At 32.9% G+C, this 19,400-nt stretch carries 21 protein-coding genes; 12 read left to right on the forward strand and 9 right to left on the reverse strand.

All coding sequences use genetic code 11. The features are described 5' to 3' along the window. The first annotated feature begins 80 nt into the window (after positions 1–80). The 5 genes from BHU68_RS13615 to BHU68_RS13635 are packed head-to-tail and all read left to right on the forward strand — an operon-like array spanning position 81 to position 4,962. The gene (locus BHU68_RS13615; RefSeq protein WP_069472715.1) at positions 81–377 is read left to right on the forward strand and encodes a J domain-containing protein; all 297 of its coding nucleotides are present in this window, start codon (positions 81–83) and stop codon (positions 375–377) included. Continuing rightward, complete coding sequence (locus BHU68_RS13620; RefSeq protein ID WP_069472714.1) at positions 370–939, forward strand: nucleotide exchange factor GrpE; 570 nt, start codon at positions 370–372, stop codon at positions 937–939. Before BHU68_RS13615 ends, BHU68_RS13620 begins: the two co-directional genes overlap by 8 nt. Beyond that, the gene (locus tag BHU68_RS13625; protein WP_069472713.1) at positions 936–2,624 is read left to right on the forward strand and encodes an Hsp70 family protein; all 1,689 of its coding nucleotides are present in this window, start codon (positions 936–938) and stop codon (positions 2,622–2,624) included. The genes BHU68_RS13620 and BHU68_RS13625 overlap by 4 nt, the downstream gene beginning before the upstream one ends. Next, complete coding sequence (locus BHU68_RS13630) at positions 2,624–2,872, forward strand: hypothetical protein (RefSeq protein ID WP_069472712.1); 249 nt, start codon at positions 2,624–2,626, stop codon at positions 2,870–2,872. Before BHU68_RS13625 ends, BHU68_RS13630 begins: the two co-directional genes overlap by 1 nt. Beyond that, entirely contained in the window at positions 2,854–4,962 is a 2,109-nt protein-coding gene (locus BHU68_RS13635) for a WD40 repeat domain-containing protein (RefSeq protein ID WP_069472711.1), read from the forward strand. Before BHU68_RS13630 ends, BHU68_RS13635 begins: the two co-directional genes overlap by 19 nt. Here BHU68_RS13635 and BHU68_RS13640 read toward each other — a convergent pair. From BHU68_RS13640 to BHU68_RS13665, 6 genes are all read right to left on the reverse strand, one after another. Continuing rightward, positions 4,948–5,385 (reverse strand): diacylglycerol kinase, encoded by a 438-nt coding sequence (locus tag BHU68_RS13640; RefSeq protein WP_083234198.1) that lies wholly within the window; start codon positions 5,383–5,385, stop codon positions 4,948–4,950. The two genes, BHU68_RS13635 and BHU68_RS13640, sit on opposite strands and share 15 nt — an antisense overlap. Then, the gene (locus tag BHU68_RS13645) at positions 5,363–5,887 is read right to left on the reverse strand and encodes a hypothetical protein (RefSeq protein ID WP_069472710.1); all 525 of its coding nucleotides are present in this window, start codon (positions 5,885–5,887) and stop codon (positions 5,363–5,365) included. Before BHU68_RS13645 ends, BHU68_RS13640 begins: the two co-directional genes overlap by 23 nt. Further along, positions 5,872–6,936, reverse strand: coding sequence for an AAA family ATPase (locus BHU68_RS13650; protein ID WP_069472709.1), 1,065 nt, complete (start codon positions 6,934–6,936; stop codon positions 5,872–5,874). Before BHU68_RS13650 ends, BHU68_RS13645 begins: the two co-directional genes overlap by 16 nt. A 270-nt stretch (positions 6,937–7,206) precedes the next feature. After that, complete coding sequence (locus BHU68_RS13655; protein WP_216092599.1) at positions 7,207–8,097, reverse strand: ATP-binding protein; 891 nt, start codon at positions 8,095–8,097, stop codon at positions 7,207–7,209. 366 nt (positions 8,098–8,463) lie between these two features. Beyond that, positions 8,464–9,543, reverse strand: a complete 1,080-nt coding sequence (gene lptF, locus BHU68_RS13660; protein WP_069472708.1) for an LPS export ABC transporter permease LptF — start codon at positions 9,541–9,543, stop codon at positions 8,464–8,466. Continuing rightward, complete coding sequence (locus tag BHU68_RS13665; RefSeq protein ID WP_069472707.1) at positions 9,544–11,595, reverse strand: protein kinase domain-containing protein; 2,052 nt, start codon at positions 11,593–11,595, stop codon at positions 9,544–9,546. A gap of 24 nt (positions 11,596–11,619) precedes the next feature. On the opposite strand from BHU68_RS13665, the gene lptM reads away from it, so the two are divergent. From lptM to BHU68_RS13675, 3 genes are read left to right on the forward strand one after another with little or no spacing between them, the layout of a single operon-like run. Beyond that, entirely contained in the window at positions 11,620–11,736 is a 117-nt protein-coding gene (gene lptM, locus BHU68_RS17005; RefSeq protein WP_141698863.1) for an LPS translocon maturation chaperone LptM, read from the forward strand. Beyond that, positions 11,736–12,989, forward strand: coding sequence for a diaminopimelate decarboxylase (gene lysA, locus BHU68_RS13670; RefSeq protein ID WP_069472706.1), 1,254 nt, complete (start codon positions 11,736–11,738; stop codon positions 12,987–12,989). Before lptM ends, lysA begins: the two co-directional genes overlap by 1 nt. Beyond that, the gene (locus tag BHU68_RS13675; protein ID WP_069472705.1) at positions 12,952–13,245 is read left to right on the forward strand and encodes a hypothetical protein; all 294 of its coding nucleotides are present in this window, start codon (positions 12,952–12,954) and stop codon (positions 13,243–13,245) included. Before lysA ends, BHU68_RS13675 begins: the two co-directional genes overlap by 38 nt. On the opposite strand, the gene BHU68_RS13680 is transcribed toward BHU68_RS13675, so the two are convergent. Genes BHU68_RS13680 through BHU68_RS13690 form a run of 3 tightly spaced genes read right to left on the reverse strand, consistent with a single transcriptional unit; the run spans position 13,234 to position 15,683 of the window. After that, positions 13,234–13,773, reverse strand: coding sequence for a hypothetical protein (locus BHU68_RS13680; RefSeq protein ID WP_069472704.1), 540 nt, complete (start codon positions 13,771–13,773; stop codon positions 13,234–13,236). The genes BHU68_RS13675 and BHU68_RS13680 overlap by 12 nt on opposite strands. Then, positions 13,763–14,113, reverse strand: a complete 351-nt coding sequence (locus tag BHU68_RS13685) for a hypothetical protein (protein ID WP_069472703.1) — start codon at positions 14,111–14,113, stop codon at positions 13,763–13,765. Before BHU68_RS13685 ends, BHU68_RS13680 begins: the two co-directional genes overlap by 11 nt. Positions 14,114–14,141: 28 nt before the next feature. Further along, positions 14,142–15,683 (reverse strand): ABC transporter ATP-binding protein, encoded by a 1,542-nt coding sequence (locus BHU68_RS13690; protein WP_069472702.1) that lies wholly within the window; start codon positions 15,681–15,683, stop codon positions 14,142–14,144. Between the two features lie 192 nt (positions 15,684–15,875). On the opposite strand from BHU68_RS13690, the gene BHU68_RS17010 reads away from it, so the two are divergent. The 4 genes from BHU68_RS17010 (at position 15,876) to BHU68_RS13705 (ending at position 19,397) form a co-directional block, all read left to right on the forward strand. Further along, entirely contained in the window at positions 15,876–16,013 is a 138-nt protein-coding gene (locus tag BHU68_RS17010) for an LpxL/LpxP family acyltransferase (RefSeq protein WP_141699543.1), read from the forward strand. Positions 16,014–16,024: 11 nt separating this feature from the next. Continuing rightward, entirely contained in the window at positions 16,025–17,488 is a 1,464-nt protein-coding gene (locus tag BHU68_RS13695) for a radical SAM protein (RefSeq protein WP_069472701.1), read from the forward strand. Between the two features lie 354 nt (positions 17,489–17,842). Continuing rightward, the gene (lpxL, locus tag BHU68_RS13700) at positions 17,843–18,745 is read left to right on the forward strand and encodes an LpxL/LpxP family Kdo(2)-lipid IV(A) lauroyl/palmitoleoyl acyltransferase (RefSeq protein ID WP_069472700.1); all 903 of its coding nucleotides are present in this window, start codon (positions 17,843–17,845) and stop codon (positions 18,743–18,745) included. Continuing rightward, on the forward strand, positions 18,732–19,397 hold the full coding sequence (locus tag BHU68_RS13705; RefSeq protein ID WP_069472699.1) for a GNAT family N-acetyltransferase: 666 nt from the start codon (positions 18,732–18,734) through the stop codon (positions 19,395–19,397). Before lpxL ends, BHU68_RS13705 begins: the two co-directional genes overlap by 14 nt. Positions 19,398–19,400: the final 3 nt, after the last annotated feature.

The raw sequence follows: 19,400 nt of genomic DNA on the forward strand, positions 1-19,400 counted from the left end.
GCGAATTACGTGGATAAACGAATTGTGAAGTTTTATTAGTTTATCCACGTAATTCGCTGTACTTAATTTAAGAGGTTTTTATGATAACAGCCTTTGATATTTTAGGTGTAAATATAGATGCAACTAATGATGAAATCAAAAAAGCTTATTTACAAAAAGTCAAAATTTATAGCCCAGAACAAGCTCCAGATGAATTTAAAAAAATTCGTTCTGCTTTTGATTTAATCAATACTGAAACAAAACGTATTAAATATCAATTATTTAATACTGACATGCCAAATATTTTTGCTTTTGTAGAAGATAGCTTATCAGCAGGTAAATTACAAGCCACTAATGAAAAGTTATTAACAAAAGTTTTATTAGAAACTCATGGATGATAGTAAAAAAGCAGAATTGCTTACACAATTTGAAACTTATTTACACCAAACTGTTGATGACATTGAGGATACAAATACAACAGATTTATTTGCCTTATTTACTGAATTAGCGGCATTACGTAATGAAGTCAAATTAGAATCGCGTCAAGTCAAAAAAGCCTTGGATATGTTCAAGCAAAATAATCAAGATCGTGAGTTGATGCGCCATGTGTTATTAGATTTTTTAGATGTCTATGATCGTTTAGATGCCGGTATGCTTAGTTTAAATAATTATAAACCTTCTTTTTGGAAGTTGTTTTATAAACGAGAATTTGCGCTTATAGCAAGTATAAAAGAAGGTCAAGCAATGACATTGCGACGCTTTGAGCAGCAATTGGCTAAGCATAAAGTATTGCCAATAGATGTGTTAAATAAAATTCTTGATCCACATTTGATGCGAGCTGTTGAAGTTGATAAACAAGTAAAAATAGACAATGGTATTGTTACAGGCGAATTACGTAAAGGTTTTATGTGGGAAAATGAAATTTTACGTCTTGCAGAGGTTAAGGTTAATAAAATATGAATAATGAAATTATCGTCGGTATTGATTTAGGCACTACCAATTCTGAAATAGCAGTAGTTCAAGATGGCAAAGTCATCGTAATTGAAGAAGCTGGTAGTAAAATTATTCCATCATTTGTAGGGATGGGCGAGAATGATGAAATATTAGTAGGTGAACCAGCTAAAAATCAATATGCTTTATACCCAGAACGCACTATTAAATCAGTTAAGCGTCATATGGGTGAAGAAACTAAGTTAGAATTAGCTGCACAAACTTATACTCCGCAAGAAGTTTCAGCTATGATTCTGAAACGCCTCAAAGCAATTGCAGAATCATATTTAAATGAACCAGTAAATAAAGCGGTTATTACTGTTCCTGCTTATTTTTCAGACGCTCAACGTCAAGCTACTCGTGAAGCTGGGGAAATTGCAGGCTTAGAAGTTGTAAGAATGATTAATGAGCCAACAGCGGCTGCACTTTCTTATGAAACTAATCATAAAACTCATAAACATATTCTGGTTTATGATTTAGGTGGTGGTACTTTTGACGTTTCAGTTGTTAGTTTGGAAGAAGACGTAGTAGAAGTCTTAGCTAGTCATGGTAATAATAAATTAGGTGGCGATGATTTTGATCAAAAAATTATAGAATATATTATTGATCATATAAAACCACAATCATCTAAGGCGATGGCACGTATTAATCGTGCCGCTGAAGCAGCAAAACGCGCTTTATCTAATCAGCCGTTTGTGATGATTGAAGAAGAATATTTAGAAGAAAAAAATGGTACTCCAATACATTTATCACTCGAATTATCACGAGATGATTATGAATCAATGATTGCTGAGTATATAGATGAAACCTTAGAAGCTGTACATATTGCACTAAATGGTGCCAATTTACTTGCATCTGATATTGATGAAATTTTATTAGTTGGAGGTAGCACTCGCACACCATTAGTCAGTCAACGTTTAGAAGCAGAATTCAAGCAACAACCACGACTAGAAATTGATCCAGATTTATGTGTTGCTACAGGCGCAGCGATTCAAGCTGCTATAATTGCAGGCGATAAAATCGCAACATCTGCTGTATTAGTTGATATTACTCCATATACTTATGGCACCAGCGCGATAGGTGAATTAAATGGAGAATTATATCCTTATATGTATGTGCCAATTATTCAAAAAAATAGTTCGCTACCGATTATGAAAACTGACGTGTTCCATACAATGCGGGATAATCAAGAAGCGGTAGATATAAAAATATATCAAGGCGAAGATAGCGATGCCCTCAACAATATTCAAATTGGTGAATTCATGGTTGAGGGTTTAAATGAAGTGCCTCAAGGTAATCCAATTTTACTGAAATTGGAATTAGATTTAAACGGTATTTTAGATGTATCAGCAGTAGAAAAAAATACTGGATTAGCAAAATCTATTGTAATAGATAATGCAATTTCTCGTTTTGAAGCAGACGAAATGGCAGCGGCACAAAAACGTATTGATGCAATATTTGGTGGTGATGATGAAGATCATCATACGACTGTACAAACCAAAGCTTTAATAGAAAAAGCAGAACGTATGTTAGATCAAGCTTCTGCTGAGGATAGTGAAGATATTATAAATTTAATTGAAGCGATTAAAGATAAAACTGATTTAAAAGAGTCAATGGATCAGTTATCTGATATTCTTTATTATTTGGAATCATAATGCAACGTTGTCCAATTTGTAAGGCACGTATCAAAGAAAATTCAACTTGTAATCGTTGTGGCACTGATTTATCTCAATTGTTTACAATTGAATCTCAGGCAACGCATTTTTGTGAACAAGCAATTAAATTATTGACAACAAATAAAGTTGATCAAGCGCAAAGAGCTGTGGAACAATCTCTTCAATTAAAAAATACTCAAATAGCCTTCAGATTGCATGGTTTTATAGAATGTTTAAAAAATTTATAACATTATTCTTAATTTGTAATACAGTAACTTATTTATATGCAGCTCCTGCAATAGATAAACTGTTATTACAATTAGGGCATATTGGCGATATAAATCATGTAATTTTTACACCAGATGGCAAACAAATTATATCCGCTAGTGATGATCAAACCATCAAATTATGGGATCAAAAAACTGGGTGTTTGATTAGAAGTATTCATGCACATACTGAATCAATAGAAAGTATCGCTATTTCTCCTAATGGAAAAATACTAGCATCTGCTAGTTCAGATAGAACAGTAAAACTGTGGAATCTGAATGATGGAGCTTTAATTCGTACTTTTAAGGGACATTATAAACATGTAAATAGTGTGGCATTTTCTCCTAATGGAAAAATGATATTAACTGGTAGTTATGATAAAACTCTGAAATTATGGAATATTAAAACTGGGCGTGTAATACGTACATTTTACGGGCATTCGTGGAATGTTACAGCGGTTGCATTTTCGCCTAATGGAAAAAAAGCTTTATCAGCTAGCTGGGATCAAACCATAAAATTATGGAATATTAATACAGGAGAAACAATTCATACCTTTCAAGGACATACATCATATATACATGATATAAAATTTTCTCCTGATGGTAAAAAGGCTATATCTGCTGCTTGGGATAAGACACTAAAATTATGGGATCTGAAACGATTACGCTTAATTCGTAGTTTTAAAGGGCATAGTTTCTGGGTGAATAAGGTAGCCTTTTCACCTGATGGTAAAACTGTTTTATCAGCTAGTGTTGATGAAACCATGAAATTATGGAAGGTGAATACTGGGCAATTAATTCACACTTTTAATGGACATGATTCTTGGGTGAATAGTGTTACATTTTCTCCAAATGGAAAAAAAGTTTTATCCGCTAGCTCGGATCAAACTATTAAGTTATGGTCTGTGAATAGTGGAAGATTAATCAAGGAATTCAAAGGTAAAACTAAAGCAGTTAATGCTATTGCCTTTTCGCCTAATGGTAAATTAGCACTATCTGGTGGTATAGATAAAACACTAAGACTATGGTCTCTTAAAAGTGGTAAGTTAATTAAAAAGTTTTATGGACATTTTTTACCGATTAAATCAGTTGCCTTTTCTCCTGATGGCAAAACGGTTGTATCTGCAAGTTGGGATGATACGATAAAATTATGGTCAATTAAAGATGGTTATTTAATACGTAGTTTTGAGGATCATGCTTCTTGGGTAAATAGTGTTGCATTTGCTCCAAATGGAAAAACGATTTTATCAGCTAGTTTAGATAAAAGCATTATATTATGGAATGTTAAAAATGGAGGTATAATCCATACTTTATATGGACATCATAAAACCATAAATAGCATTAAGTATTCTCCTGACGGAACCAAAGCTTTATCTGCAAGTGATGATCATACTATAAAACTCTGGAATCTATATACAGGCGGTTTAATTGCGACTTTCCGAGATCATCGTTATGGTGTAAATAGTGTCGCATTTTCCCCTGATGGCAAAATGGCTTTATCTGGTGGTTCTGATAACACTATGAAATTATGGAATATTAATAAAAGGCGAGTAATTCGTAATTTTCATGGCCATATAAATCCTGTTATTAATGTGGCTTTTTCTCCTGATGGTAAAATGGCTTTATCTGGAAGTAGAGATCAAGCTATAAAATTATGGAACATCAAAAATGGACGCTTAATTCGTAATTTTAAAGGGCATTCTTCTTTTGTAGAATCAGTGACTTTTTCCCCTAATGGCAAATTAATATTATCAGCCAGTGCTGATGGAACTATACGTTTATGGGAAACAGCAACTGCTAAAGAAATAGCACAAATGGTAGCATTTAAACATCAGCAATGGGTAACATTAACAGCAAAAGGTTATTATAATACTTCGATTGTAGGTGAAAAATATATAAATGTGAGACTGAAAGGCAATAAAATGATGAACATCAATAGATATAAATCCAGCTATTATCGCCCAAATGATGCAATTAAAGTGGTATTAGAAAATAAGGTGCCTCGTTTTAATCAAAATTTACCACCTTCGGTGGTTGATGATAACTTGTTGGTTTTGTTAGCCACCCCATAGCACTAACAACCAAACTAAAACAGCATAACAAAGTGCAACCAGCACAGCCGCTGATCCAATATCTTTAGCCCGCTTAATTAAGGGGTGTTTTTCTTCACTGATACGATCAGCAACTGCTTCAATAGCTGAATTAAACAATTCAGCTATTAATACCACGAATAAACCAGAAATTAATAATGCGCGTTCAATACCATTAGCACCTAAAAACAATGCTAAAGGTATTAATAGAAGAGATAAAATTACCTCTTGACGAAAAGCAGCTTCATGAATAAATGCCGCTTTTAAACCAGCTAATGAATAGCCAAATGCTTTTATTAGCCTTAATAAACCTGTTTGTTTTTGCATAGTAAGTTCTAAAATTTCATGTATATAATCTGGAATATCGCGTTGCAGAAAGGTTCTAATGTAATTTACTCCGTACATGCCATAAATGTTTTGGCGTATTATATTGGTTATAAACTTTGGCGTGAGGATCAATAGCTCGAATGGATTTACGAAGTCTAACACTCGCATTAGCAGGATCAATCACTTTTGGAAATAATTTAGAATATTTTTGTGGTTGTTCCAGATGTAAAATCACTCTTAATTGTTTACATTTTGCTGCCGCTATTGCTAATTCTCTTTCAGCAGGTATTGTAGCATTTATTTTGGCTGCCCATAAGCCGGATAGACTGTCAATAATTTTTACTACAACTTCATTGATCAGATCACAAGGTTTTGTGCGACGATTAGCTCTGTAATCTTTTACTTCAATCATCCATAGACATTGGTTTTTTGGTTCTATTGCAATAATATCAACAGCTTTTTGCCCTTGTAATTGTTTTTGAAAATGTTTACGATAAAAAGTCCAATCATCATATTTTGATACCAGCCAATTGTCTGGAAATTCAAATATTAATTCACCTTCAATTATTTGTTGTGCCATGTTTCTTCCACATAACGATCTGATTGATTCATTGTTTCATCTAGCATTACAATTGGATCAATTTCTTCTATACTATTTCCTTGTTCTATTGTGACTTTGTCTTGATGTTTTTCTAATGCAAAAAACCGTGCTGATTGTTGTTTATATTCTGTTTTTTGTCTGAAAATTTCTAATTCTCTTAGTAAAAATAAACTATGAGTAGCTATAAATACTTGAATACCATTTTCACATAAACTAAAAAGCGTTTCTGCTATAAGCTTCAATAAACGTGGATTTAGTTCAGCTTCTGGTTCATCCCAAAACAAATAACCTTTATTTAATAAAGCTCCATTTACAATTAATTGAATTAACATTGCTAATTTACGTGAACCTTCTGCCACTAATGGCATTTCCATTTTCTTCTGCTTAGGCATCATTAAATAAAAGCGTCCATTTTTATCTAATTTAATTTGCCCCCCTATACCTTGTTCTAATGGTTGAAGTAATTTTAATAAAAGTGTTTCATTGATATTTTTTATAGGCAAGGCTCCCAAATGAATACAAGTATCACGATAAATTTCATCAAATTCAATATAATGATTTTCATAAACTGATACAAAATTTGGATAAATTGTTAATAACTCCTTAGTTGGCAAAAAAACAGGATGTTTATCTAACCAAATAGAGGGTAATTGATCAATTACTACTTCAGTTCTACTTTGACTAGCAAAGCTAAACTGTATATCCAGTTTTTGATCATCAAAAAAGGCTGAAATTTTACATCGTTGACGATTTTTAAGTTTGCGCCGCACCAAATGTCCTAGAATTTCTGGACGAAAAACATTAATTAATTTATCAGCCAATCGTGTTTGCAAAAGAATTTTAGTTGGATGAGTTGCATTATGTTTACGTCCTTCTTCAGCACTCACAGCCAAAATAGAATAAATCATTTTGAGTAAATGAGATTTACCACTACCATTTTCACCTACAATCACATTTAAGTTGGAGCATGTTAGTTTTGCATGTTGAAAAATCGTTTGATTTTCAATTTCAATGTTGGTAATTTTCATTATTTTGCAGTTTTAAGTGTCTCAATATTCCCAATTACTGGGAATCTCTTTTAATGGTAAAACTTCAATTTTTTCATGTATATAATACTTTGTGTTTCCGGGATAGATTACCCATAATTTTTCTAAATTCAAGGTTTTTAGAGCAGAAAGCATTGATTTTGTTAAAGTTGGTGCATCTGAAAACTTAAATTCACAAGCCCAACTTTTAGCTTGGTGTTGCCAAAATAAATCTACTTCTGCTCCTGAATGAGTTGCCCAAAAGTAGGCTTGTTAATCAGGTTTTCCAACACTTCTCCACACACAATCCAAAGCAAATCCTTCCCAAGAACTGCCTAATTTGGGATGCCTATAAAGTACTTCTGGCGTTTCAATAGCTAATAAGCTGTGAAAAATGCCAGAATCACGAAAATAAAGTTTTGGACGTTTCACCAAGCGTTTACCAACATTCACATACCACGGTTGTAGTATTCTTAGCATAAAGGTTCCAACTAGAATATCTATATAATGCCGCACAGTAGTATCAGCAATACCAAATGATCGCCCTATTTCTGCAAAGTTGATTATATTGCCATGATAATGACTTACCATATGCCAAAATCGTCGTAAAGTCTCGGCTGGAATAGTAATTCCTAATGCTGGAATATCGCGTTCCAGAAAGGTTCTAATGTAATCTTCGCGCCATTGATAACTTATAGCATCATCTGCGGCTAAAAATGAAGAAGGCAAGCCTCCTGTGAACCATAATTGTTCTATTTGGTCAGAATTAATATCCATTGTTCTCAAACCTAACAGAGTATAGTAAGAAATTCTACCAGCAAGAGTTTCTGAACTTTGCCGAATTAAATCTCGTGATGCACTTCCTAAAATGAGGTAATTTTGTTCAGGAATCGTGTCAACTAAATAACGTATTAAGGCAAATAATTCTGGTTTACGCTGAATTTCATCTATAATAATCAAACCTTTACAACGTGTCAGTGTCAACTGTGGATTTTGAAATTGAGCTAAATCCATTGGATTTTCAAGGTCAAAATAATGATTAGATTGAAATTGTCTAGCTAAGGTTGTTTTTCCTGATTGTCTAGGACCTAATAAGGCAGTTACCCTATATGTAGATAGCCTTTTTTTAATATTAGCATAATCAATATCACGTTGAATTATCATCTATTTTATACTCATCATTGAAATCTCGGTGATTATAACCGATTTTTCAATGATGAGTATACTTTCAGACCTGACAGGTTTTAAAAACCTGTCAGGTCTAAAACCCCTACAATTAAACTTGTTCCCATTGAAAACTAACAATATTCCTAGCATCCTTAGACTTTCTTAAAAGATGAGAACCTAGTAGGAGTCCAAACTTTAGTTTGAGTCGTACCCTCAAAACAAAGTTGACAGACTACTAGTACTGGAAAGCGGAAATATCCATACAATAGTATTGTTAATCCGTTTTTTCCGTAAATCCGTTGTACTAACATAAGGTATGGATAGTTCCGCTTTCTTGCACTAGTACTTCAGACCAGTCAGCTCTTATGCCTTTTTAAATAAACCCCTTATAGCATTTTTAATATGACCATAATTAAACAAAACAATTATGATAAATAACAACACCAAATGCACCCACCAGACTCCCACCCAATTAGCAACATCACCGCGTTCTACCCATTTTTTTGCAACATTCAATAAATTGTTATAAATCAAATAAATAAGAATACCTAAAACTATTTTAGAATATTGCCCTTGGCGCGGGGTGGTATGAGATAGCGGCACCGCTAATGCCGCTAATAGGATTACAGATAACGGTAAAGATAAACGCCATTGTAATTCGGCTTGCAATTCCTTTCTTTCTGACAGAAATAATAAATAACTAGGCATCGCCTCAATTCGAGTATTTTTTGGTATAGCATCAAGACGTTTGGGAATTCTAATTCTATGTTCAGCAAAGTTAGTTATAAGATAGTTTAATTTGCCTATTTCACTTTCATAACGATTACCATCAACTAAAACTAAAAATAATTCACCATCCTCTACCAATTGATAACCGCGTTTTGCTATCATTACCACTCGTTTGTTAGGTAAATTAACCTGCACAAATAGCCGCTTCATCAATTTACTATCAGTGTCTAACTCCTCAACATAAAATATACCATTACCATGACTAAACTCCTTAAAACGCCCAGCAGCAATGCCTCCCATTTCCGCCGAAGTCGTTAATTGTACTTGTAAAATGCCTCGTTTTTCTTCAGCCCAAGGGGCTAATACTAAAGATAATAACGCTATGACAAAGCCAAAACTTACACCAAAACCAATAATACTTTTAAATGGCAATGGAATACCACAAGCTACCATAGCTGTAACTTCATTATCCTTATATAAACGCCCTAAAGATAATAATAATGCTAAAAAAAATGCTAATGGCAAAATTAGCATTAAATCACTTAATAGACGTAAACCTAATAACTGAAATATAAATTCAGCAGGCAAATCACCTACCGACGCTTGTACTAAATACTTCATAAAACGATGACTTATATAAATCATAACTAGCAACAAAGCAATTGCTAATAAAGTATTTAGTATTTCGCGAAATAAATAGCGGCTAATAATCATCTATTCACTAACAAAAGTTTCAGTCAACGCTTTTTCTTCTAAATATTTTTTGCGTTCATCTGCTATACGTTGTTTCAAATTCTTTGCAGTTGTAGTATTGATTTTTTTCATGCGTTTTAATAAACGTTCTGCCTTCCTGAAATTTTTAATTCTAATAGCATTTTCTATCCAACTAGAATATTTAGCTTCTATCTTTTTGATTCCATCTAAGGCATCAAGGTTAATTGAATCGATTTTCAAAACATCTTTATAACAAGCTACAGCATTACCATTACGCCCAGCTGTCCAATGTCGTTTTTTATATAATCTTGTACATTTTACAAGCAGTTGAGTTACTTTTTCTTTATCTACTTCTGGTAATTCTTCAGGGATAGTTTCAACTTCAATAGTAATATCAGTATTATTCTTAATATCAGTATTATTCTGAATTGCCTGTTTCATAGCTTCTTCTGTACTACGTATTGCTTCAATTTTACGTGACTCTTCAGCTAAAAAACCTTGTTTTAAACGTTGTTTTAAGTCAAGTAGAACTATTGAGTTTGGATTAACTTCTTCTAAACGCTTAATATATTTACCTGCTTTTCTAAAATCTTGTTCAGTTAAAAGTTTTTCACTCCATTGTATATAACGAGTTTCTATGTATTTTAAGCCGGTAATAGCTTCACTATCATTAGGTGATTTTTTTAATACCTCTCGATAACAGGCAAGAGCAGTGTATTTATCACCACGGATACTAGTAGTTAAATTATCAGAATCTATATATGATTTACACTCTTGCAATAAATTAATAATTTCTTGTTGATTTACTTCATTAACAACTACTGGAATAGGTGCTTGTTGTGGAATTGGTTCTGGTGTTGGTATTGGTTCTGGTGTTGCTCTTACTACTGGAATCTGTTCAGTTTGAGCAACCAGCACATATTCTTGAACTTTTTTTACTGGTTGAAAAATGCTACCAGCAGCAGCGGCAATCATTACAGCCATCAAACCAAAAATCATCACTCCCATAGATGATGAAGAACAAGATTTTTTCTGTTTCTGAGAAAATAATTCATCTATAAACTGTCTAACAGTAGAGGTTCCATCATTCTCAGCTAAAGCACGTCGTAATGCTTTATTTTGTTTTCGATTTAATTTTTTTATGGGTTCAAAAAAATCTTTATCAACAGTTTTACCACTTAATAACTCATAAGTAACACTAGCTAAACCATAAACATCATCACGAGGATCAAAATCCAATTCTGATGGTTGTTGACGTTTGATAACATGAGAAATACCAAAATTAGTAACTTTCAGTTGTGGATTGTCAGGCGTATATAATACATTGCTTGAATTAAAATCAGAGTGCATTATATTATTATGGTGAGCATATTCCAGCGCATCAGCCATAGCTTGAATAATAGGCTTCGCATCTGTCATTAAAATGCCACTGGGGTGTTTTTCAATAAACGTCTTTAATGGTAAGCCTTTAAAATATTCTGTAACTAAAAAAAAGTGTTCTTGCGTCTTGGCTAATTGATATGCAGTGGCAATATTAATATGATTTAATCGTTGATAACGATGAAATTCATAGACTAATGCCTTTAATACTCCTGACATTTCTTTAAATTTATCATCAAAAAATTTAATACTAACAAAAGTATCTGGATATTCAGACTGTTGTCTAACAATATCAGTAGCTTGCCATACAGCACCAGTATCATCAAGATACAATTTTGCACCTAAACGAAATTGATGATCATCTTGAATTGTTTGCCCGGAATTAATATTGCTATCATCATTTGATGATAAATCAGTTACTGGTAGTGGTTGTTGTTCTTCATCTTCTGCTGTTACTACAGTTTTATCATAAAAGGGTTCAATTCGAGATTTAAGAACTAAATAATCATCTAAAGAAATTTTGCCTTCTCGTTTTAATTCTTGTAAATAAGACAATAAATACATAGCACGAGCGGGTGTTTTTTGTAAAACAGCGTCAAGTTTACTCGCTAACTGTTGAATATCTAACTTCTTTTTAGAAAAGGCTTTAAGAGCTGATTTAAAATTTTCCATAATAATTTTTAGGATGCAATTTTAATGAAAATAGTAACTATAATAATTACCTTACTTGTAATAAGTATTACTGCTTGTGGTCAAAAAGGCGACTTAATACGCCCATTACCATCAGAACAAACAATAACGGATAAAAACTAATGGATTATTTTGATTATCGCGATGCTTGCTTATATGCTGAAAATGTCGATTTAAGCAGCATTGCTGAAACTTATGGTACACCTTGTTACGTCTATTCTCGCGCTACATTGGAACGACATTGGCAGGTTTTTGATAATTCCTTAAAAAATTATCGGCATTTGGTTTGTTATGCCGTTAAAGCCAATTCCAATTTAGCGATCTTAAATATATTAGCACGTTTAGGCAGCGGCTTTGATATTGTATCAGGTGGAGAATTAGAACGGGTATTACGAGCAGGTGGAAAAGCAGAAAAAATCGTATTTTCTGGCATAGGTAAAACAAAGGCAGAAATTTCCCGCGCTTTAGATGTAGGAATTCGATGTTTTAATGTTGAATCTGAGGCAGAATTATATCGTATAAATGAGATTGCCGCTAACATGGGTAAATCTGCTCCAATTTCATTTCGAGTCAATCCAGATGTAGATGCTCACACCCATCCTTATATTTCTACCGGCTTAAAAGAAAATAAATTTGGTATTGCAATTGATGATGCAATAAATATTTTTACTAAAGCAGCATCATTAGACAATGTGCAAATTACCGGTATAGATTGTCATATTGGTTCACAATTAACTGAAACTGAGCCTTTTGTAGATGCCTTAAAACGAGTATTGATATTAATAGAAAAATTAAGCATTCAAGGTATAAAATTACAACATATAGACTTAGGTGGCGGTTTAGGAGTAGTTTATGATGATGAAACTCCACCAAAACCGAATGAATATGTAGAAGCATTAACACAAGTATTAGGCGATGACTTTCCATATGAAATTTTAATTGAACCCGGGCGTGCGATTGCAGCCAATGCAGGTATTTTACTCACCCAAGTAGAATATCTAAAAAACACCGCTGACAAAAATTTTGCGATTGTTGATGCTGGAATGAATGATTTAATTCGCCCAGCATTATATAGTGCATGGCAACAAATAGTGCCAGTCAAACCACGAGAAGATGAACCAGTACAAAACTATGATATTGTTGGACCAATATGTGAAACTGGAGATTTTTTAGGAAAAAACAGAGACTTAGCTTTAAAAGAAGGCGACTTATTAGCAATACGTAGTAGCGGTGCCTATGGATTTGTCATGAGTTCTAATTATAATAGTCGCCCACGAATACCAGAAATAATGGTAGATAAAGATCGTGTGATTCTAATACGGAGACGTGAGACTATAGATGATTTACTGGCGTTTGAAAATATTTTTAATAATTAGCTTAAATATTATTTATACAAATGTTGAAGCAATACAATGCAAACGAGGCAAAGCTTGTGGTAATGCTTGTATTGCGATTCATAAAACATGTCGTATAGAAAAAGACACTATAACTAATATAGTTATTATATATAGCTGGAGAGACTTAAAGACGGGAACATTGTATATATCAAGCGAAAAACCGGAATGGTATCAAAATCCAAAATGGCCTAAAAATAGGCCATTTCCAGAAACTGAAATTATTTTATTTAAATAAATTCGTCATTGCCTGTTTAAATTCCCTAATTGCATCTGGTGCTTCTATATCCATAATTTGTTGGCTGGCAAAATGTTTTTCTTTCATCAAAGCTTCGACTTGTTCGCCAAAATAACGTAGAAAATCAAAGCCAGCTTCACCATTTTTAAAGCTTAATTCAGCATACTCTCCAGCTCGTTTATTTATTAAATCAATAAACGCTTGACGGTATTCACCTTCTCCTAATAAATCTGTTTTATTTCCAGCAAAAGTATCTGCTATATGTTGCGCTAAAGCAACAATAAAAGTTTGCCGCTTTTCATCATCCATTTGTTTATAGGCTAATCTATCAGCAACTTGCAGCAAAAATGTTAAAAACTCTCCTATTATATCCAGACGATGGTTATTACTTGTCGTTTCATAACCTTTCTTTTCTAATTCTAATACTGCATTAGCAGAAATTGTCCAACTAATAAAACCTAATGCTCCTGCTATATCTTCAGTAGTTTGCGGTTTTGCACGTTTATTCCAACGATTTTTAATTTTCATAATCAATCAATTTTCTGCTTCTTTTCTTATAAAAACTTAATTTTTCATCACGATGATAAATCTTGGTAGAGCTTATCATAGATGTAGTAGGAGTATAATTATATACTCTATATAGAGGCATGGATTGATAAATTGTAGGTTTAATAATATAAGTCTTTTTTGGGATCAATGGTAGTTGAGGCCATAATAACATTATTAGAGACATCATAATTACTATGGATATAATAGTTTTTCGTTGCCAAGCTGGTACTTGGTATGATATTTTATTCCTATAATCAATAAATTGAATTACATTGCGTTCACGTTCTGCTTTTTTGATAGCATCCAGTATGTATGACATTATTTATAATCCAATGCAAAAATAATGATTATACCGTAAATAAAGATGCGTGTAATAAAGCCTGTGTATAATCATGTTGTGGTTGCTTAAATAGTTGCTCAGTTTCACCTTGTTCCACAAATTTACCATGACGCATTACAATTATACGGTGAGATATTGCGCGAATTACTTTTAAATCATGGCTGATAAATAAGTAACTGATATTATGCTTTTGTTGTAATTGTTCTAATAATTTTAACACTTGTTTTTGTACGGATACATCTAAAGCAGATGTTGGTTCATCTAGTAAAATTAATTTTGGCTCTAAAATCACAGCTCGCGCAATCGCAATACGTTGTCGTTGCCCACCTGAAAATTCATGAGGATAACGTTTTAACACATTAGTTTCTAATCCTACCTCAGTTAAGATATTGATAATACGTTCACGTCGTTGCTTACGACTTAATTCTGGAGAATGAATTACTAAGCCTTCACCAATAATATCTTCTATCGTCATACGTGGTGATAAGGAAGAATAAGGATCTTGAAAAACTACTTGAAAACTACGACGTAAAGGCTTTAATTGCGAATAATCAATATCGCCGCTACAATCTTGTAATTTTAATAGACACATGCCTAATGTTGTTTTACCTGAGCCTGATTCTCCAACAATACCTACAGTTTCTCCGGGTAATATCTGGATATTGGCATTATCAACCGCTTTAATTTTGCTATTTTTGATTACAAATTCACAATTAACATTATTAGCCTTTAATAAAGGGGCAGGTTTGGAGCTGTAATCATATTCAGTTTGAATTCGTTCAGGTTGGCTATTTAATAAGTGTTTGGTATAAGAATGTTGAGGATTTTTAAATAAATTATCTACAGTGGCAGTTTCAACTAAATTGCCTTGTTGCATCACACAAATGCGTTTAGCAAAGCGTTTTACCAAATTTAAATCATGACTAATTAACAATACTGCCATGCCAAATTCCTGTTGCATCTTTTCCAACAACTCAATTATTTGCAACTGAATTGTGACATCTAATGCAGTAGTAGGCTCATCAGCAATCAACAATTTAGGATTACAAGCCAAAGCCATTGCAATCATAACTCGTTGACGTTGCCCACCAGATAATGTATGAGGATAAACATTAAAACGTTTATCAGGTTCAGGAATACCGGTTAAATCCAATAACTCAATCATACGACGACGAGCGGCAGCGCGGCTGATATTCTCATGTATTAATAAAGGTTCTATTAATTGTGTGCCAATAGGATAAACAGGATTTAAAGAAGTCATTGGCTCCTGAAAAATCATCGCAATATCTTTACCACGCACACGGCGTAATTCAGTTTGACTAAATTCGAGCAAATTTTTACCCTTCAATTCTATAGAACCACTAGGATAAGTAACACGCCGCTTATCATGTAATTGTAAGATAGATAAAGCCGTGACTGATTTACCAGAACCGGATTCACCAACTAAGGCTAATTTTTCGCCGGCTTGAATATCCAAACTAATATTATGAACAACTTCTTTGTTACCAAAAGCAACTGAAAAATTTTTAATACTGACTAATGAACTCATATTTTATTACCTTATTATGTTTACCTTAAAAATTACAAGGATAGCAAATTAAAGTAATTTTAGAACATTTTACTTCAAGAGGTAAAATTCGCTTAACTTAATGGCAGTGAGTCAGCGTAAGATAAGTAAATAAGTACAACGAATTACGTGGATAAACGAATACACATAATTAAATCTACTTGATAGATAAAAATGCAAGGGGCTTTACAAGACGCTACTAAAATTAATCAACTGATAGAAACACAGACTAGAAACGCACCCGAACAATATTTATGGGTACATCGACGCTTTAAAGATCGCCCGGAAGGAAAAGTTAATGTTTATGATTAAAGAGTTATATTATGCAAAATAAATCAATTGAAACTATAAATAATGATTTATTAAATAAATCATTCCAATCTCGCTCGTTCAACGTATTAGCTAGCCCAAATTTTATTAAAGTTGAAGTCTCAAATATCTGTAACCTTCATTGTATAATGTGCCCAATAGATGATATTGAAGCTCCTAAAAGAAAATTAACTCTTGATGAATTTAAACATATTCTATCACAGTTTCCATTTCTAACAAAAATAGGTTTATATGGTATTGGTGAACCATTAAATAATCCACGCATATATGAGATGATAAAAATATGTCATGATAGAAATATTGAAACAGAATTTGTATCTAATGCCACATTGTTTAATGAAACACGAATTAATAAATTAATTGAAGCTGGGCTGAGCAACATCTACATTTCTATAGATAGCGTGAATCCTCAAAAGTATGAATCTATTAGAGTTGGTTCAAATTTTGAAAAAGTTATTCAAAATCTCAAAACTTTAATTGACTGCAAAAAAGCAGCTAACAGTAAGACTCCTTTAATTGGTATTAGTACCGTTACAATGAGTGAAAATGTAAAAGAACTGATAGATATAATCAATTTTATTTCCACTCTTGAAATAGATAGACTAATTATTACAGGGCTTAATACCACCTATACAGAACAAAATATAAGTATAAAGCAAGACTTTAATCAAGATCTTAATAAAGTTTTACAACTTTGCAAAAAGATAAATCAATCAGGAAAATTAAAAATAAAATTTTTCCATGAAAATAAAGCAGCTTGTAGCTTGCCATGGAACAGTGTATTTATTACCGTTAATGGCGATGTAACACCATGTATGAATTGCGCAGATTCTAGCATAATTTCTTTTGGAAATATCTTTCAACAGAATTTTTTAGAAATTTGGAACAATCAACAATATCAAAATTTCAGAACTAGTTTTCGTAGCCAAATTCCTACTGTTTGTAAACCATGCCCAGATTATTCTTTTGATTATTTGAATAGCGAACTGCCTGCTAAAACATCCTTAGTATATGATAATACTCATAATATCTCTTGCCTGAACTTTACAGAAGTCAAAACAGTTTACCAAATTAATGAACCAATCACGATTGATCTTGAAGACATAAGCCAAATTACATCATATAGTCAAGTGGACTTACTAGTTGCCATACAACGACCAGACGGACGAATACTGTATTTAACAAATGATAATTCAGAACCATTTAGCATTTATCCTAAGCCTTTTAAAAAATCCCGAATAAAATCCAAATTACGGCTTCTTAACTTACCGAAAATTCCTGACACATTTCAAAGTGGTGAATATAACTTTTATGCTGTTTATTACAAACAAAACGCACCATTTTCTAACTTAGAAAAAAATATTCGTTCAAATATTGCTAAGCATACAATATTAATATCAAAAGATCGCCTGGAAGGAGAGGCTAATATTTATGAAAACACAAATAGAACAAATTAAAGTAATTTTAGAACTTCAGGAGTTCAAATTCGCTTAACTTAATGGCAGTGAGTCAGCGTAAGATAAGTAAATAAGTACAACGAATTACGTGGATAAACGAATACACATAATTAAATCTACTTGATAGATAAAATGTTACGCACAAGCCTTCTAACATTGATATATCCTGTAGGTTGGGTTAGATTTTTTTACGTAGTAAAAAAACGTAACCCAACAAAAATGTGCCATTAAATGTTGGGTTACGTTATCGCGCTACGCTTGATAATCTAACCCAACCTACAAAATTTATAAACAGATAGAACAACTGTGCGTAACATGAGTTATTAAGAATCATAAACAACTGGATACTAACTAATGAACTCAAATTTTATTACCTTACTAAAACCACGTTATTGGCTATTATGGGCTGGAATAGGCTTATTATGGAGTTTAACCCGTTTACCACATAGATGGCAACGTTTTACCGGCAAAAAACTAGGATTATTATTTTATAAACTTGCTAATCGTCGTCGTAAAATTGCAAGCATAAATCTCAAACTATGTTTTCCTGAACTAAATGAAAAACAACAACATAAACTAGTACGTCAACATTTTGAATCATTAGGAATGGGATTACTAGAAATGTTAAGTGCATGGTGGTTGCCAGATAAACGTCTAAAATCTCTAGGAACAGTGTCAGGCTTAGAACACTTAGATGCCGCATTAAAACGCGGCAAAGGCGTAATTTTACTAAGTGCCCATTTTACATCACTAGAAATTGGCACTCGCTTTTTAACCATGCACACAGCAATTCATGCCACCTATCGCCCACATGAAAACCCAGTAATTGAACATTTTATGCAAAAAAGCCGAGAAAGTCGTGCTGAAAAAGCCATACCTCGCGAAGCAGTGCGAGACATGATACGTAGCTTAAAGCAAAACAAAGCATTATGGTTTGCCAGCGATCAAAATTTTGGACATAAAAATAGCCTCTTTGCAGATTTTTTTGGAATTCCAGCGGCAACTAATACTGCAATTTCACGTATTACTAAAATAACTGGTGCCGCTGTAATTCCATTTTTCACTCAAAGAATAGAAAATGGCTATAAAGTAATATTATTGCCAGCTATAAACATGCAAGGGGCTTTACAAGACGCTACTAAAATTAATCAACTGATAGAAACACAGACTAGAAACGCACCCGAACAATATTTATGGGTACATCGACGCTTTAAAGATCGCCCCCAAGGAGAGGCTAATATTTATGATTCTATTTAACCAAGGTAATTCACTAGAAATTCGTCAAATTCAACCAAAAGATGCCTCAATATTAACTGAAGCCTATAAAAACCCAGAATTCATGAGTCTTTATGGTAGCAATATGACACCACTAACCGAAGAACAATTATACGAACGTCAAAATTACAGCATCGAAGACTTAGGCTTTATAGAATATCTAATAATACACAAACAACATGGGGCAATTGGCATAGCCACTTTAACTGAATATGCTGCTATCCATAAACGCGCCCAATTCATGATAGGCTTATTTGAAACAGAACACCGTTCAATTGGCTATGGCACCGAAGCCACATTATTAGTACTAGATTTAGCATTTAACGCCTATGGTTTGCACAAAGTTTTTGCATACGCTTATGAGTACAATAATTTTTCTCATAAAAATATGCTCAAATTTGGTTTTGAACATGAAGGCATATTAAAAGATCATCATTTTTTAATAGAAAGGCAACAATTTATAAACCTATATGTAGATGCTATGACAGAAACTAGATTTAGAAGTTATGAAAAAATTAGCCGCTACTCTAAACGACTAATTGGACGAGATGTGACTCAGAAACCAATGAAACTAAGCCCAAAAAAAATATCATCAAATATTCAGAAAAAATTTATTAATAGTTTGCATTTTTAATAA

This window comes from Candidatus Marithrix sp. Canyon 246, assembly GCF_001723685.1.
In the GTDB taxonomy this organism is placed as follows: domain Bacteria; phylum Pseudomonadota; class Gammaproteobacteria; order Beggiatoales; family Beggiatoaceae; genus Marithrix.